The organism is Chryseobacterium tagetis (assembly GCF_016735585.2).
Classification (GTDB): domain Bacteria; phylum Bacteroidota; class Bacteroidia; order Flavobacteriales; family Weeksellaceae; genus Chryseobacterium; species Chryseobacterium tagetis.
In genome coordinates this window covers 261,689-277,519 of sequence record NZ_JAERSE020000004.1, presented here as the reverse complement: position 1 = coordinate 277,519, position 15,831 = coordinate 261,689, and the positions used below count along the sequence as shown (strand labels likewise).

Annotated in this window: 14 protein-coding genes and 1 pseudogene; 7 read left to right on the top strand and 8 right to left on the bottom strand. The window is 35.7% G+C overall.

What is annotated here, in order from left to right:
• Window positions 1-123: 123 nt before the first annotated feature.
• A complete protein-coding gene (locus tag JI747_RS15180) occupies window positions 124-2,169 on the bottom strand; it encodes a M16 family metallopeptidase (RefSeq protein ID WP_225689736.1) in 2,046 nt (681 codons plus the stop codon).
• A gap of 53 nt (window positions 2,170-2,222) precedes the next feature.
• Window positions 2,223-3,536, bottom strand: a complete 1,314-nt coding sequence (locus JI747_RS15175) for a M16 family metallopeptidase (protein ID WP_225689735.1) — start codon at window positions 3,534-3,536, stop codon at window positions 2,223-2,225.
• A 226-nt stretch (window positions 3,537-3,762) separates the two neighbouring features.
• Here JI747_RS15175 and JI747_RS15170 point away from each other — a divergent pair.
• The 5 genes and pseudogenes from JI747_RS15170 to JI747_RS15150 form a co-directional block, all read left to right on the top strand.
• Window positions 3,763-4,029, top strand: a pseudogene (locus JI747_RS15170) (thrombospondin type 3 repeat-containing protein); the annotation flags it as partial.
• A gap of 647 nt (window positions 4,030-4,676) precedes the next feature.
• Complete coding sequence (locus JI747_RS15165) at window positions 4,677-7,010, top strand: ATP-dependent helicase (protein WP_225689734.1); 2,334 nt, start codon at window positions 4,677-4,679, stop codon at window positions 7,008-7,010.
• Window positions 7,011-7,031: 21 nt separating this feature from the next.
• Window positions 7,032-7,466, top strand: coding sequence for a rhodanese-like domain-containing protein (locus JI747_RS15160; protein WP_225689733.1), 435 nt, complete (start codon window positions 7,032-7,034; stop codon window positions 7,464-7,466).
• A 4-nt stretch (window positions 7,467-7,470) separates the two neighbouring features.
• Window positions 7,471-7,980 (top strand): TlpA family protein disulfide reductase, encoded by a 510-nt coding sequence (locus JI747_RS15155; RefSeq protein ID WP_225689732.1) that lies wholly within the window; start codon window positions 7,471-7,473, stop codon window positions 7,978-7,980.
• A gap of 100 nt (window positions 7,981-8,080) precedes the next feature.
• Complete coding sequence (locus JI747_RS15150) at window positions 8,081-8,845, top strand: phospholipase D-like domain-containing protein (protein WP_225689731.1); 765 nt, start codon at window positions 8,081-8,083, stop codon at window positions 8,843-8,845.
• Here JI747_RS15150 and JI747_RS15145 read toward each other — a convergent pair.
• From JI747_RS15145 to JI747_RS20430, 5 genes are all read right to left on the bottom strand, one after another.
• On the bottom strand, window positions 8,838-9,935 hold the full coding sequence (locus JI747_RS15145; RefSeq protein WP_225689730.1) for a serine hydrolase domain-containing protein: 1,098 nt from the start codon (window positions 9,933-9,935) through the stop codon (window positions 8,838-8,840). The two genes, JI747_RS15150 and JI747_RS15145, sit on opposite strands and share 8 nt — an antisense overlap.
• Before the next feature lie 272 nt (window positions 9,936-10,207).
• Window positions 10,208-11,224, bottom strand: a complete 1,017-nt coding sequence (locus tag JI747_RS15140; RefSeq protein ID WP_225689729.1) for an alpha/beta hydrolase — start codon at window positions 11,222-11,224, stop codon at window positions 10,208-10,210.
• Window positions 11,225-11,246: 22 nt separating this feature from the next.
• Window positions 11,247-11,630 (bottom strand): DUF3037 domain-containing protein, encoded by a 384-nt coding sequence (locus JI747_RS15135; protein WP_225689728.1) that lies wholly within the window; start codon window positions 11,628-11,630, stop codon window positions 11,247-11,249.
• Complete coding sequence (locus JI747_RS15130; protein ID WP_225689727.1) at window positions 11,617-12,390, bottom strand: HipA family kinase; 774 nt, start codon at window positions 12,388-12,390, stop codon at window positions 11,617-11,619. The genes JI747_RS15135 and JI747_RS15130 overlap by 14 nt, the downstream gene beginning before the upstream one ends.
• Window positions 12,391-12,405: 15 nt before the next feature.
• Entirely contained in the window at window positions 12,406-13,659 is a 1,254-nt protein-coding gene (locus tag JI747_RS20430) for a PKD domain-containing protein (RefSeq protein WP_317197628.1), read from the bottom strand.
• Between the two features lie 62 nt (window positions 13,660-13,721).
• On the opposite strand from JI747_RS20430, the gene JI747_RS15115 reads away from it, so the two are divergent.
• Both JI747_RS15115 and JI747_RS15110 read left to right on the top strand, forming a co-directional pair.
• On the top strand, window positions 13,722-14,561 hold the full coding sequence (locus JI747_RS15115; protein WP_225689726.1) for an alpha/beta hydrolase family protein: 840 nt from the start codon (window positions 13,722-13,724) through the stop codon (window positions 14,559-14,561).
• 93 nt (window positions 14,562-14,654) lie between these two features.
• Window positions 14,655-14,867, top strand: a complete 213-nt coding sequence (locus JI747_RS15110; RefSeq protein ID WP_225689725.1) for a hypothetical protein — start codon at window positions 14,655-14,657, stop codon at window positions 14,865-14,867.
• 81 nt (window positions 14,868-14,948) lie between these two features.
• Here the strand turns inward: JI747_RS15110 and JI747_RS15105 are convergent, their stop codons facing one another.
• Entirely contained in the window at window positions 14,949-15,770 is an 822-nt protein-coding gene (locus JI747_RS15105) for a flavin reductase family protein (RefSeq protein WP_225689724.1), read from the bottom strand.
• Window positions 15,771-15,831 lie beyond the last annotated feature (61 nt).

Below are 15,831 nucleotides of genomic sequence, written 5' to 3'. Positions count from 1 at the left end.
AATTCTGATATCTTTTTGAGTAGGCAAATTTAATCTTTTTTTATTGAATAGCAAAATAAGATATAGAGTAAAAATAAAAACAGCAACATTTGTTGCTGTTTTTATGATCAAATTGATCTGTTTTTATTTAAAATCAGAATCTTTAGCCTGATTGATATCGTATGATTTTACTTTCATAACCATATCCATACCCATTTGATTAACTGTGATGGTGTAAGGCATTTTCACACCTGATACATCTTTGTAATCAGCAAAAGTGGTAGGGATTGTCATTGTCTGTCCCTGTGCTTTTACCGTTTCAGTTTCTCCTGTTTTAAGACCAGTTTTTACGCTGTAATAATAAGCTTTATCACCTGATTTAATAGCGTAAGAATCTTCTCCGTTGATTTTTTCAATCCCTGCTAATTTATAATCTGCAGATTTAGCAAAACCTAATTCTTCGAAAAGTTCAGTATTTTTAAGGTTTTCAGCGATTTCTTCCTTACTCATTGGAACTTTTTGTCCACCTTGCTCAGAATACCCTGTTTTACCGTCAAAAACTTGCTTTTGAACAGTCATTGCTCCCATAGAAACGGTTTGCAATTCTTTTCCACCTTGAGCTTTAGTAATTTTAAAGTCAAGAGTTTGTCCTTGCATAGACATGCTTGCATTCGTTGTATATGAAGTGATTTTTGCCAGATTAGCTTTTCCACCGATTGCGGTGATATACTTGTCAACAACAGAAGCTACTGTTACGTTGGCATCAACTTTTTGTACAGTTGGTTTTGCAACAGGGTTTGCGTCTTTATCGAAATATTTTACTGGATATCCCAGTTTTTCCAATCCTTCAGAAATATCAGATGCTTTACCCGCGATGAAAATTCTGCTCTGGTTTGGTAAAATTGTAGCTTTTACAGCATTGGTAACATCTGCAGCAGTTACTTTATCGATAGATTTCAGATAATTGGTATAGAAATCAGCAGGAAGATCCTGAACTTTTTGGTTTAATGCAAATCTTGCAATCGTTGCAGGCTGCTCCAAAGACATGATGAAAGATCCTTTCAGCTTAGCTTTAGCGTTATCAAGCTCTTCAGGTTTTACCGTAGAGATTGCGTTAAGTTCGTTCATGAATTCCTTCACCGCTTTATCTGTAACCTCATTTCTTACGCTTGCACTTGCAGAAAACTGTGGAGAATATTTGCTTGCAACCATGCTAGAATAAGCACCGTAAGTAAATCCGTTTTTCTCACGAAGATTCATGAAAAGTCTGGCTTCACCACCACCTCCAAGGATGTAGTTTGCGATAGTTGCAGGGAAATAATTAGCATCCTTCATTTTCAGTGTGTTCAAGTTGTTCAAAGAAACAACAGACTGTACAGCAGAAGGAACATCAACGATATTAATTTCTGTTTTAGCAACATTTTCAGCAGGCTCTAATGCTGCGATCGGTGTATTTGCTTTTTTCCAACCGTTGAAAGCTTTTTCAACTAATGGTTTTACCTGATCAAATTTCACGTCTCCAACGATTACTAAATAAGCATTATCAGGAGCGTAATATTTTGTATAAATGTTTTGTACGTCAGCTAACTGAATTTTGTTGATAGATTCAACCGTTTCAAATTCACCTCTTGAAGTATTTTTACCATACATCAAAGCGTTAGAAACTCTTCCGGCAATAGAAGAAGCATTTTTTTCGTCAGATTTTAATCCTTCGATTGCTCTTTCTTTAGAATTTTGAATTTCATCAGCAGAGAATTTAGGATTAATGATTGCATCAGACATTAAACCTAAAACCTGAGGGAAATATTTTGAAAGTGAGTTTAAAGAAGCACCTCCTGAACTGAAATTAAGATTAGCTCCAAGATAATCAACTTTTTTGTTGAAATCATCTTTACTCATGCTTGTTGTTCCGTTTTCGAACTGTTCAGCCATGATTTCGCTTACCCCTGTTACAGCTCCTTCGTTATACGGAGGTCTGTCCATAGAAAGACTTGCGCTTACTCTAGGTAATTTGTTGTTTTCTACAACCATTACGGTAAGACCATTCTTTAACTGGAATGTTTTTGGCTTTGCGATGTTGATGGCAGGAGTTGGCCCTGGCTTCGGCATTGCATTAATATCTATTTTTTGTGCTGAAACCGTTCCTGCGAATAAAAACGCTACAGCTATATATGTTAATTGCTTTTTCATTTGTAAAAATTTAATTTTTAATAATCATGTATAACCTAAAAAAGTTTAAATGATTATTTTTTTTCAGGTACGTAGTTAATGATTATTCTTTGGTTAGAATTAAGATACTTTTTAGCCGCATTTTGAAGATCCTGTCTTGTGATCCCTCTGTAGATGTCGATTTCTTTATTGATCAAATTCGTATTACCCATCAATACGTGGTTTGTTGCCAATGAAGCAGCAATTCCCTGAATACTGGAGTTTGCGTTTACAAACTGGTTTTCGTATTGGTTCTGAAGTTTTTGATAGTCATCTTCAGAAATTAAAGTAGTCTGTAGCTTCTTGATTTCAGCATCGATGTCAGACTGTAACGCCTGTTTTGTAGTCTGTCCCATTGGGATAGCGAAGAATGCAAAAATACTGTAATCTTCAAGACCCTGGTTGAAAGCAGCTACCTGAAGCGCTTTTTTATCCTGATCAACTAATTTTTTGTATAAAACTGAAGATTTACCATTACTTAAATAAGAAGAAAGCATATCTAAAACATAAGCATCTTTCTCTTTGTTAGCAGGAGTTCTGTACGCGAAAATATAAGCCGGAAGCTGGATGTTCGGGTCAGTTGCTGTAACTTCTTTTTCCTGAGTGATAGGAGCATCTTTCGGGAAATCTTTTGGATAAACCGTTCCTTTTGGAATTCCTCCGTAGTAAGTTTCGATCCACTTTTTAGTCTGTTCAGGTTTGATGTCTCCTGCAACCACTAAAGTAGCGTTGTTCGGAACGTAATATTTTTTATAAAATGCCTGGAATTCTTCTAATTTAGCAGAATTCAGATCTTCCATAGAACCGATTGTTGGCCAGTTATATGGGTGATTGGTAAATAAGTTTTTCTGAATTGTAGTGAATAGATTTCCATAAGGCTGGTTATCCATTCTCAATCTCTTTTCTTCTTTTACAACCTCTCTCTGAGTATCTACACCCACTTGGTTGATTACTGCATGACGCATTCTTTCAGATTCCATCCAAAGACCCAATTGTTCGTTGTTTGAAGGGAAAGTTTCGTAGTAGTACGTTCTGTCGTTTGTTGTGTTAGCGTTGTTTTGTCCTCCGTTTGAAGAAACTATCTTAAACCATTCACCTCTTTTGATGTTGGGTGTTCCTTCAAATAAAAGGTGCTCGAAGAAGTGAGCAAAACCTGTTCTTCCTTTTACTTCATCCTTTGCACCTACGTGGTACATTACCCCAGTCGTTACAACCGGTGCAGTATTATCCTGATGTAAAATTACGTGAAGGCCGTTTGGCAAGTCATATTCTTCAAATTTAATTTGTTGTGCATTCAAAGCCATCCCAAAGAAAGCCGCTGCAGCAACGGAAAGAAGTCGCTTTTTCATAAATAGAAATTGTTTTGTCAATTAGTGCCAAATTTACTTTAATTGTTACATTACTTTTAATATTTTTTTAGAATTTTGTTAGAACAGTTATTTTAAATTTAACATGAAGTATTATTTGTTTTTAATATTGTTTCTATTTTCAAACAGCTTTTGGTCTCAGGAAGTAAATAATACGTTAATCCTGAAAAAATGCCGAAAAGATTTCAATAAAAAGAGTTGCCTTTCTGATGAAGATCAAGACGGGATTCTTTTTTATTTGGATAAATGTCCGAAGGAAAAAGGCTTTGTTGAAAATAATGGCTGTCCATGGCCGGATCAGGACAAAGATGGAGTTATTGACAATGATGATGCCTGTCCTGAAGTGATGGGTCCTGCAGAAAATAATGGCTGTCCGTGGCCGGATACAGATGGTGACGGAATTTTAGATAAAGATGACAATTGTCCTACGGTTCCCGGTTTGGAGGAATATATTGGCTGTCCGAAACCTTATCAGCGAGATTGTGCTGCCGAAAAGCGAAAAGACAGTCTTGACATGATCAAATTAAGAACAGATTATAAAGATATTGACAAAATTTATAATCAGCTTAGCCGGAAAATCTTAGAACCCATTAATAAATATAATCTGAAAAATATCAGACTTCATATTGATCTTATTTATTGGGGACCTATGGATATCGTTGGCAATGGGTGTGCTCCGGATTGGAGATATATACCATCGAACTATTTAACCACTAAATTTTGGAATGCATCAACGCTGGAATACTTCTATAACAGAAAAAATATCAACTGGATCTCTTTCTCTACAAAGATGCCGGAACAGGTATTTCCCGATTTAAAAGAATTTCTGGATCCTTCTTTATATGATTATTTAGTAAAGCATTCCATAAAAAATGAGCCGAGAATCATGATTATAAAAGACAATAAAAAACAAGATTATACTTTCATTACCATAAAGATTTATTTTCAAGATCCTTATAAACTCACCATCTCAGTTACAGATAGTAACCGTTTCAATATTACCAACGCCTACGAATACAAAGGTAAAGACTGGAATAAAACGAATCAGTAAGTTGTTCATCAATCAGAATTTGAATTCTCCTTATAATACACTAATTTTGTGTTCCCAAAATTTTTTGCTGTATGGAGGATTATTTGAAAGGACTGAATGAATCACAATTTGAAGCCGTAACTACCTTACAAGGACCACTGATGGTACTTGCAGGAGCCGGTTCCGGAAAAACGCGTGTACTTACCATGCGTATCGCTCATTTGATCACCAATGGAATAGATCCTTTTAATATTCTGGCTTTGACCTTTACCAATAAGGCGGCAAAAGAAATGAAAGAACGTATTGCAAAAGTGGTGGGACAAAGCAATGCAAAAAGCCTTTGGATGGGAACTTTTCACTCGGTTTTTGCAAGAATTCTGAGAAGTGAAGCACATTATTTGGGCTATCCTTCCAACTTTACCATTTACGATCAGCAGGATGCTTTGAATGTCATCAAAAAAGTGTTGAAAGACATGAATATTGATGCTGATCTGTATAAGCCCAAAAAAGTTCAGGCAAGAATTTCCAGCTATAAAAACAATCTGATTACGGTAAGAGCATATTTTGCAAACCCGGAACTGATGGAAGCTGATGAAAAAGCCAATATGAAATTTATCGGCCAAATTTATCAGAGATATGTAGATCAGTGTTTCAAAAACGGATCGATGGATTTTGATGATCTCTTGTTAAAAACCAACGAATTGTTGACTCGTTTTCCTGAAGTCTTAGCAAAATATCAGGACAGATTCAGATATATTTTGGTAGATGAGTACCAGGATACGAACCATTCACAGTATTTGATTGTAAAAGCATTAGCTTCAAAATTTGAAAATATTTGTGTGGTAGGAGACGATGCACAGTCTATTTACTCTTTCCGTGGCGCGAATATTTATAACATCTTAAACTTTAAAAAAGATTATCCCGATGCAGTAACGGTAGCTTTGGAGCAAAATTACCGTTCGACTCAGAATATTGTAAATGCAGCGAATGTTGTGATTGCAAAAAACCTTCAGCAGTTCAAGAAAAACGTTTTCAGTGAAAATGAAGAAGGGGAGAAGATCAAAGTCTATCGCTCGATGTCCGATGCCGATGAAGCGAATTTCGTTGCCGGAAATATCTGGGAAACCAGAAACCGAGAACAAAGAAAATATGGTGATTTTGCCATTTTATACAGAACAAACTCTCAGACGCGTGCTTTTGAAGACGCTCTGAGACGTAAAAATATTCCGTACAAAGTATACGGAGGGCTGTCTTTCTACCAAAGAAAAGAGGTGAAAGATCTGATTGCTTATCTTCGACTTTTGGTGAATGAGAATGACTCGGAAGCGTTGATGAGAATCATTAATTATCCGGCAAGAGGAATTGGAGAAACCACTCAGAATAAACTGGTTGTCTTTGCTGATGCTCAGAATGTTGCCGTTTCAAGTGTGTTGAGTAATCTTCCGATTTATGCTCCACAATTAGGCTTAAATAATGGCGTTTTAAACAAACTGAATGATTTTTGGTCGATGATCAAAGCATTTCAGGTATTGTTAAAAACCGAAACGGCTTATAATGTGGCGATGGAAGTGGCAAAACGAAGCAGTTTAATTAAATTTTTAAAAGACGATCAGACTCCGGAAGGGATTTCGAGAGTGGAAAACGTTCAGGAATTGATGAACTCGATGCAGGGTTTCATCGAAGAGCAGATGCAGGTGGAAGATGGAGATCCGAGCTTACCGAACTTCTTGGAGAATATTGCGCTTTCTGCAGATACGCAGGTGAAAGATGATGAGGAAGACATGGTTTCATTAATGACGATTCACTTGTCAAAAGGACTGGAGTTTCCGGTAGTTCACTTGGTCGGTTTAGAAGAAAATCTTTTCCCGAGTTTCATGAGCTCGGCAACCAGAGAAGATCTGGAGGAAGAAAGACGTTTATTCTATGTTGCGCTAACGAGAGCTGAAAAACAGGTATTTTTTACGTACGCAGTTTCACGTTTTCAGTGGGGGAAAATTACCGATGCAGAACCTTCAAGATTCTTAAGTGAAATTGACGAGCAATATATCGAATTTGTAAATCCTGCGATTGAAAAGCGTTTTATCAATAATGCCGGAGTAAAATCCAATATTTTTGATGAGCATCCTTCCGAAATGAAAAGCTTCAAAAGGGTTGAAAAGAAAACGATCGAAAGAAGTGAAAGTTCTAAACCGATTGCAGAACCAAGAAAGCTGAAACCGGTAAGTACGGCGAGAATCATCAATCCAAGCGGGGCTTCTTCTCAGGATATTGAAGTAGGAGATAAGGTAAGACACGACCGGTTTGGAATCGGAGAAGTCACTTTTCTGGATGGTACAGATCCTCAAAACATCAAAGCAAAAGTGGTTTTCATGCATGAAGGAGAGAAAAATCTGATCCTGAAATATGCTAAACTGACGAAAATATAATCAATATATAAGAAAGATTTTATGAAAAAAATAATGTTTTTACTGGCTATGATGATGTGCTTTAGCGGTTTTCTAAAAGCACAGACCAAGTCTGTTCCATGGTCTGCAGATCAGGTAATGGCTCCGGATATTTTAGCCGCTAAGATTATAAAAAAACAGACCAAAAATATTCTGATCCTGTCTGTAGGTCCTTCTGCTGTGGTAAAAGGTTCTGTAGATATGGGAATGGCAAATGATCCTCAAAATCTTGAAAAGCTAAGAGACTATGTCAAAAAACTAGATAAAAACAAAGAAATCGTTGTTTATTGTGGTTGTTGTCCGTATGACAGATGTCCGAATATTCGTCCGGCTTTCAATGTGTTGGTGGAAATGGGTTTTAAAAATGTGAAGATCCTGGATATTCCTAAAAATGTAAAAACCAATTGGATCGATCATGATTATCCGACCAATGACTAATATTTTGAAAAAACTTCTTTTATCAGGAATTCTGTTCCTTTGTTTCGGCTTTATTGCTGCACAAAATACACTGAAGCTTAACGATCAAGCTCCGGAAATTCATCTGAAAACATTTCAGGGAACTGATTTTACATTGAGTTCACTCAAAGGAAAAATCATTTTACTTGATTTCTGGGCTACATGGTGCGCTCCATGTGTTGAAGAACAGCCTTTTTTAAAAGGAATTTATACTGAAAATGAAAAAGCGGTAAAAGCGGGTCAATTTGAAATAGTAGGCGTTTCTTTGGATAAATCTAAAGAAAACTGGAAGAAAATTATCGACAGAGAAAATATAAACTGGTTACAGATCAGTGATCTTCAGTTCTGGAAAAGTCCGGTTGCCAAAGCATACGGAATCGAAGAATTACCTTACAATCTTATATTGAATACCTCAGGAAAAATCATCGCCATCAATATTCACGGAGAAGAGCTGAAAACTTTTATCACCAATGAACTGAAAAAAGAATTCGAGTAGTTTTCATCCAAGAATACAAATATTTTATACATAAAACTTTGTAAGTTCTGCTTGCAAAGTTTTTTATTTAATCTTTAAGTGAACAAACTTATTTTGTTGTATGTTTTATAATAATGCAGTCTGCGATATTTACATAGGAAAAAGTGCAGGCGTAAAACTATTGCAGGACATTAGAAATGCAAAAACCAATGTGAAAATAGTATCTCCTTACCTTTCTCCTTCATTAATTAAGGAACTGATTTTTTTACACTCCAAAGGAATTAAGATCAGCCTGATTACCAGTGATGAAATAGAAGACTTTTACGGAAATGATAAAAATATCAATAAACTGATCGTCCAGAAAAGACATACCGATGAAAAAGCAAAACAGGTTAGGGATAATCTGGTCAGCCTATCGGGAACACTGCTTTTCACGATAATAGGATTGGCTGTGGTTTTGGTTCCTTTAATTTTCCTTTTAAAAGAATGGAAGTTTGCCTATGGTTTTATTCTTGTTATTTTGTTGTTTTTTGTGAGAGACTACATCGTGAGACAGATTAAAAATAAACGGATTTATCATTACACTTATAAGCAACTGTTTCCCTTTAAAGTGTTCATTTCTCCGAATACCGAAAATAATTCCTTTAATAAAACTTTCGTTCACAGTAAAATATATGTTATTGATGATGAGATTGCCTATATGGGTTCTTTGAATTTTACAGCAAAAGGAATAAAAGATAATCATGAAACAAGAATCAGAACTGCCGATCCTAATGCGGTTGCAAAGATCGTGGAAGAAGTAAATAAAATATTCTTTAATTCGAATCTGGCAGAAAGAGATTTGCAGTTTTGGGGAAGCCAGCTGTATACAGAACCGATTAATTAATCACCGCATTTATTTTTTGCCATAAAACCTCGTCAAAATCCGAACGGGCAAAATTCATACGGTCTGCAGAATTTCCCATTCTGATGATCACCAGTTTTTTACTGGGGACGACATAAATTTTCTGATCATTTTTTCCTAAAGCACAAAATAAATCATCCGGAGCGCTTGGAATCAGCTTTCCAGTGAATTGAATTTGAGTTTGTGGGACATGATAGCTTGTTTTTCCGTTGAGCCACCACAAATATCCGTAAGCGAGATTGATATTTTGAGAAGTGCTTGTTGCGTTTTGAAAATAATTGGTATTAATAATCTGGTTTCCGTTCCAATTTCCTTTGTTGAGAGCCATTAATCCAAAACGGGCCATACTCCTTGTGGTGCTCCAGTAAACACTGTTGCTGCCACTTTGAACCCAGATTCCAGTCATCCCGATTTTATCCCGGAGTTTTGTATTGAAATACTGTGACCAGCTTTGTCCGGTTGCGGCTGCCACGACATCCTGAAGTTTTACGTAGACATTATGATAGGCCCATCTTGTGCTTGCATCAGCTTTGTATTGAAGGTTTTCTGTGCTTACATCATTCCCTTTACTGTCATCCAGTCCGGAGGTCATGGTCAATAGATTTTTGCAGGTGATGAGGTTTTCTTTTGCTAAAGGCTCGCTCGTCCATCCGGTCCCGATATAAGCGGAAACTTTATTATTGATATTTAAAAAACCTTCCTGTTCTGCAATTCCCGTCACGGTTGATGTCAATGTTTTTCCTGCACTTGCCCAATACCAAGGAGTTTTAGAGGTATGCCCTCCAAAATAATTTTCGATTACAATTCTTCCGTTCTGAAGAATGATGAAGCTTTTAGAATTTTTAGTCTGTAAATAATCGAGTAAATCCTGAACTTTATCCTGATGCCATCCCAGACTGGAAATAGATTTTGTTTCCCAGTTGTCACTATTGGAAGGAGGGAAATACATAGCTTCTATTGCTCCGGGTGTTTCTTTGGAGATTCTTTGTTTTGCAGGATTCTCAGAATCAGAACTGCAGGTGACCAGTGCAAAGAAAAAAATAGAAACCGAAAATATTTTTTTTATTTTCATGAGAAAATTAGTTTGAATTCTGTTTTTAGATCAGTAAAATCTAAAATGGTTAAAATATCAATCCATTTTTACTATTAAGCCTGTTTACACTTTTATTTAACCACAAAAGATTTATATATTATATTTAAAGTGTATCATTAAAATGAAAAAAAAGAATGCACAACTTTTTAAAAATCTTTGATTTTTATTCTTTTGATAACTTTTAATATCTGATAATAGCTTTTGTGCCTTTTGTGGTTTATTTTAATATTAGTTTAAACAGATTTCCGGAACTATTTTTTGTGCGCAACAATGAAATCCACCATTTCATCAGAAAGCTTTTCAAGATAGGCTTTATCAGTGGTTCCAAAGCCATGTGTGCCATCTTCTACAATCGTAAGCGTACTGGCAATATTTTCTTTTTCAAGCTCTTTATTTAATTTTTTAGACTGTTGCATCGGAACTATTTTATCTTTATTCCCCTGAAGAATTAAAGTAGGAACTGCGTTATTTACATAGGAAACGGGAGAAATAGTTTTGAAATATTCAACAACTTTTCGTTTATCTTTTTTGATGTCATAGCCGGAAATTCCAAGGACAATTTTAGATCTTAATTCTACGATATTTTTGGCAAATAAATTAATAAAGAATACAGGGATTTTTCCTGCTCGGGTATGCAGAAGTTTATTCATATCCGTAGGTCCGAAATTATTGACTACATAATTGACTTTCGCAGAATATCCGGAAAGCTCAGGATTTCCGACAAATTCATTATCGTTGGTATAAGCTGCCAACATAGCAAGATGAGAACCCGCCGAAGCTCCGAAAATGCCGATGTTGTTCGTATCAAAATTATATTGGTCTGCATTTTTTCTTACCCATCGTATCGCATCTTTGGTATCCTGAATAGGTAAAGGAAAATGAACCGTTTCGCTGACCAAAGTGTATTCAATACTAATAACAGCATAGTTTTTTTCTACAAGTTTTAGAATAGTATTTTCTATATAGGAATCTGCATGAATCGTTTTGTCTCCGGTTACCCAACCTCCGCCATGAACGTAAATTAAAACCGGAAGTTTCTCAGAAGAACTGTTTTTAGGGGCATAAATGTCTAAAAGGATAGGTTTTTCATTATTGCTTTTGTAAGCTATGTTTTCATAGACCTTCGCTTTTTCAGGCAAAAGAATACTTTTCTGTGTTTGTTTTTCAATTTGATTTTGAGAAAAGCCCAAACTGAATACTCCCAAAAATGCAATAAAAAACAGGTTTGATATAAACCTGTAGATTGTATTGTGATTCAATGATTTCATAGAGTAACTTTTTAAGAGGTGGTTATTTTACTAACTCTTCAAAAAGTTTACCAAACGTTTTTTCAAGATCTTTAGATTTTCCCGGATGAGGTCTTGAAGTCTGAACAACCGAGCTTCTTACTGCTGTCAACCACCGGAAACGCTCAGGAATTTCAAGCTGGGCAATTGGTCCTCCGTTTTTGTCTCCGTTGGCTATTTTCTGAAAACTTTCAAGATTTTGAATGATATCATCATAATCCAGTTTGCTGTGCATATATCTGAATTTATCAGGACATAAATAAAACGCTACTTTGATGAATTTTTCTTTTTTAGAAAACATCACCAAGCCTATATTGAAAAACTCTTCTCTTTCAACCTTCGGAACCAAGCGTATGACTGCGTATTCGTATATTTTATCCTCTTGCATTTTTGGCTTCGTTTAAAAAGATTTCAGAATTTTCTAATCGGGTCTTCAGGAAGTTGAAATAGATGTCACGAATTTCCTCTGGTGTTTCGTCTGCATCATCCCAATGTAACCAGTCTTCAGGAATTAAGTTGACGATTTCTCTGAAAACAGCATCATTCAGTACTTCTTTTGCAAACTTATCTGCTTCATCAAGTTTCGTTGCCTGTGGAAGCAAAACATGGTCTTTCACATATTTAAACGGAGTCTTTGCTGCCGTATCAAAATTCTGCCAGGAATGATGAAAATAGAAGGAAGCTCCATTATCAATCACCCATAATTCTTTGTGCCACATCAAAAGATTGGTATTTCTGAATGTACGGTCGATATTGGTGATAAATGCATCCAGCCAAACAATTTTTGAAGCAAGAAGAGGATCGACTTTCACACTTGGATCATAAGCGATAGAACCAGAAAGATAATGCAATCCCAGATTTAATCCTTCTGAAAACTTCAATAGATCCTGAATCTCTTCATCAGCTTCTGTTCTTCCAAAATCGACATCGAGATTGACAAAAGCAAGTTCAGGAATTTTTAATCCTAAGACTTCTGTGATTTTTCCTCCCAATAATTCTGAGATCAGCATTTTAACTCCATGACCGGCGCCACGGAATTTTAAAACATATTTAAAATCATCATCAGCTTCTGCCAGAGCAGGAAGAGAACCTCCCTCCCGAAGCGGCAGAATATATCGCATTACGGTAACCGTTCTTAAATCCAACATGCAGCAAAAATAAGGCTATTTTTTGATAATTTTCTGACTATACTCCTTTTCATCAATCTTATAGTGTAAAAGGTAAATTCCACCAGGTAAATGTTGCAGAGAAATACGATAACCTGATTCCGTTTTTTTCCAATCAGGAGTAATGATTCTTCCGCTAATATCCTGTAAAGAAATCAGAACGAATTTTGAATCGGTCGTTACATTGATAAAATTGCTTGTCGGATTCGGATAGATATGGACGGTGTTTTTTGAATTTTCAGTAGTGCTTAAATTATTTATAGTAAGAAATTTTGTCTTGGTAGAATTGCCTCCGCATGCATTCGTAGTCAGACTTACCGTATAATTTCCGGGAATATTATAATAATGTTGAGGATTTTCTAATGCAGAAGTTGTTCCGTCTCCAAAGCTCCATAAATAGGAGGTTGCACTCTGGCTCTGATTGGTAAACTGAACGGTTTGAGCACTTGGAAACGTAAATGAAAACTGGCTGTGAACATCATTTGCAGTAATCAACCAAGTATCCATATGATCAAAAACTATATTTTTTACTGTGTTTTTAAGGATATTCGCTTCGTTTGCCGAAAGATTTCCGTTAAAGGTTACCAAGGTGGGATCCTTTTTAAAAATAACTGTATAAAAAGTATACGCTGCAGCCATAGAACCCAGATAAGAAGGATGAGACTCATCTGATGAATAAAGTTCTAAAGAAGGATATTGCGTTCTGAGAGTTCTCCATACTTTCCCTACCGGAGAAACCATGCTTTCATTGTCTGTAGCCATTTGCATATACCTTTCATACAATTTATCATCCATTCCTTCGTACGTACAGATGTAAGGAAGAGAGGAACAATTGGACTGATCGCCGAATTTTCTGCCCCAAGTCATATAAAAAATTACATTTCCGCAGGGATTTTGATTGTTTACCAATGCAGAAAGCTGTTGCGCAAATGGGAAAACATCAGTTTGTACTTGGGATAATGGAAAAGAAGGAAGCTGACTCTGTTCCTGCAGAACGACATAATCCCAATTTCCCAGACTGATCTTTGAAATTACATTTTGATTATTTGCGTGATCTTGTAAAGTTGATCCGCCCGGAGTATGGCTTTGGTAGGTTAAAATATCTCCCGCTGAAGTCGCAATACTGCTGATTAAAGCAGGAAGATCATTATATTCAGTATAGCTGTTTCCTACAAAAAAGACTTTTTTGCTAGTCTGCCCAAATACGAATGATAATGAGGTTAATAATAAAAGAAGTAAAGTTTTTTTCATATATTTCGTTAAAAGTGATTCGTACAAATTTAAAAAGATATTAAACAAAACCTCTTTATTTTATGGAATTAGTAAAAGAAATTAATATACAACTACATAACCCGGAAACAGTAACTTTTCTTGCTGATGCCTTTTATCCTGAATCAGGTACAAAATTGCCTTTAGTGATCTTTGTTCACGGATATAAAGGTTATAAAGACTGGGGAGCCTGGAATATAATGGCAGAAAAATTTGCAGAGGCTGGATTTTTCTTTGTTAAATTTAATTTTTCCCATAACGGAACTACGGTAGAGGATCCTCACAATTTTGCTGATCTGGAAGCATTCGGAAATAATAATTATTCTAAAGAACTTTCAGACTTAGGAGTAGTGATCGATTATTTTGCTCAACATGAAAAAGTAGATGATCAAAAAATAATTTTGATGGGTCATAGCAGAGGAGGTGGGATTTCTATCATTAAAACTTTTGAAGATGAAAGAATTAATGGACTGATAACATTGGCAAGTGTTGATACATTAGATCGGTTTCCTAAAAATGAAGCCTTTGAGAAGTGGGAAAAAGCAGGTGTTTTTTATGTGATCAACGGAAGAACTAAACAGGAAATGCCTCATTATTATCAGTTTTACGAAGATTTTGAAGAGAATGAGATCCGTTTTGATGTAGAAAGAGCAACCGAAATGGCAAAAGCACATATGTTAATCATTCACGGAACCAATGATGAGAGTGTGAGTGTAAAAAATGCAGAACATCTTCATATTTTAAATCCACTTTCAGAATTATTTTTAATCGACGGAGCCAACCATACATTTGGAGCAAAAGAACCTTGGGAGGTAAATGAATTGCCAAAAGATTTGAATACAGTGGTGGAGAAATCTATTGAATTTATGAAATTAAAAATGTGAAATTAGCTTTTAATTTATTGAATTTCAGTGTGTGTTTTTGTAATTTTTCATATATTAGTGAAAAATATTAATAACACTAAAATTCAAATTACTATGAAAAATTCAAATTTAAAGAACGCTCAGAAGCTAAGCAGAGAAGCTCAAAAGCAAATTGCAGGTGGAGATAAAAATCTATGTCAGCTGAGTGGTTGTTTCAGTGATTATATCGGTGATGGACAAGGCAGATGTGTTGTACCTCCTTGTGCACCGCCTTATTTAGGGACTGAAGTTATAGATGCTAATGGAAGATATAAATGTTGTTACTAAATGTTTATACTTAAAATAAAAAGGAGTGAAAATTTTCACTCCTTTTATGTTTATTGTCTGTTAAATAATATGTAAACAGTATTATTTAATTAAAATTTTCCAGGCTTCTTCAATTTTACTTTCAAGCAAAAATTTCTGGGCATCCTGATGAACTCTTTCGTCGGAATGATAATCTCCTACAGGTAAAACCTCAACATTGGCAAGCATTCCTAGGTCATTTCCTGTGAAAATCTTACTTAGTTTTATTTCATTGGGAAGAAGATCAAAGCCAATTCCTTTGGTAACCAATGGCTTTGGAACTTCAAAAAGATTGTTCTCATTATTTCTGGAATACCAGTTTCCGCCTAAACGCGCAACCATATCCAGTTTTTTCTGGTCAAGATTTCCTTCTTCATTCAGGTATTCTTCTCTGATATGAATTTTCTGAACTTCACAAATGACTAGATTTCCAGCACCACCCTGATCGCCCAAAGATTTCACCTCTAAAACCTTACATTCAAAGTTTACGGGACATTCTTCAATCAGTTTAGGTTTCACCAAATCAGCATCCTTCATCGTTAAGCCGGATTTGATAAATTCATTTACACCGTCACCGTATTCTGTGGAAGCCAAAGAAATCTGCTGAACAATTGGGAAATTAACCGTACCGATTACGACTTCAGGAACTTCCAAAACATTTTCTAACGTATGTTTCGTTGTATTGTCACGTACTCTTCTCGAAGGTGAAAAAATCAAAATCGGAGGAACCGTACTGAACATATTGAAAAAACTGAACGGAGACAGATTGATCTCGCCATTTTTATCAACTGTAGAAGCCAATGCAATCGGTCGTGGTGAAACGGCAGTTTGCATTACAGTCTGTAGTTGTACCGGAGTTATTTCGGATGGGATAAGTGTTTTCATTATTACATTAATTCTTTTAACACATGAGTCACATTAGCTTTAAATTTAAATACTTGAAAAT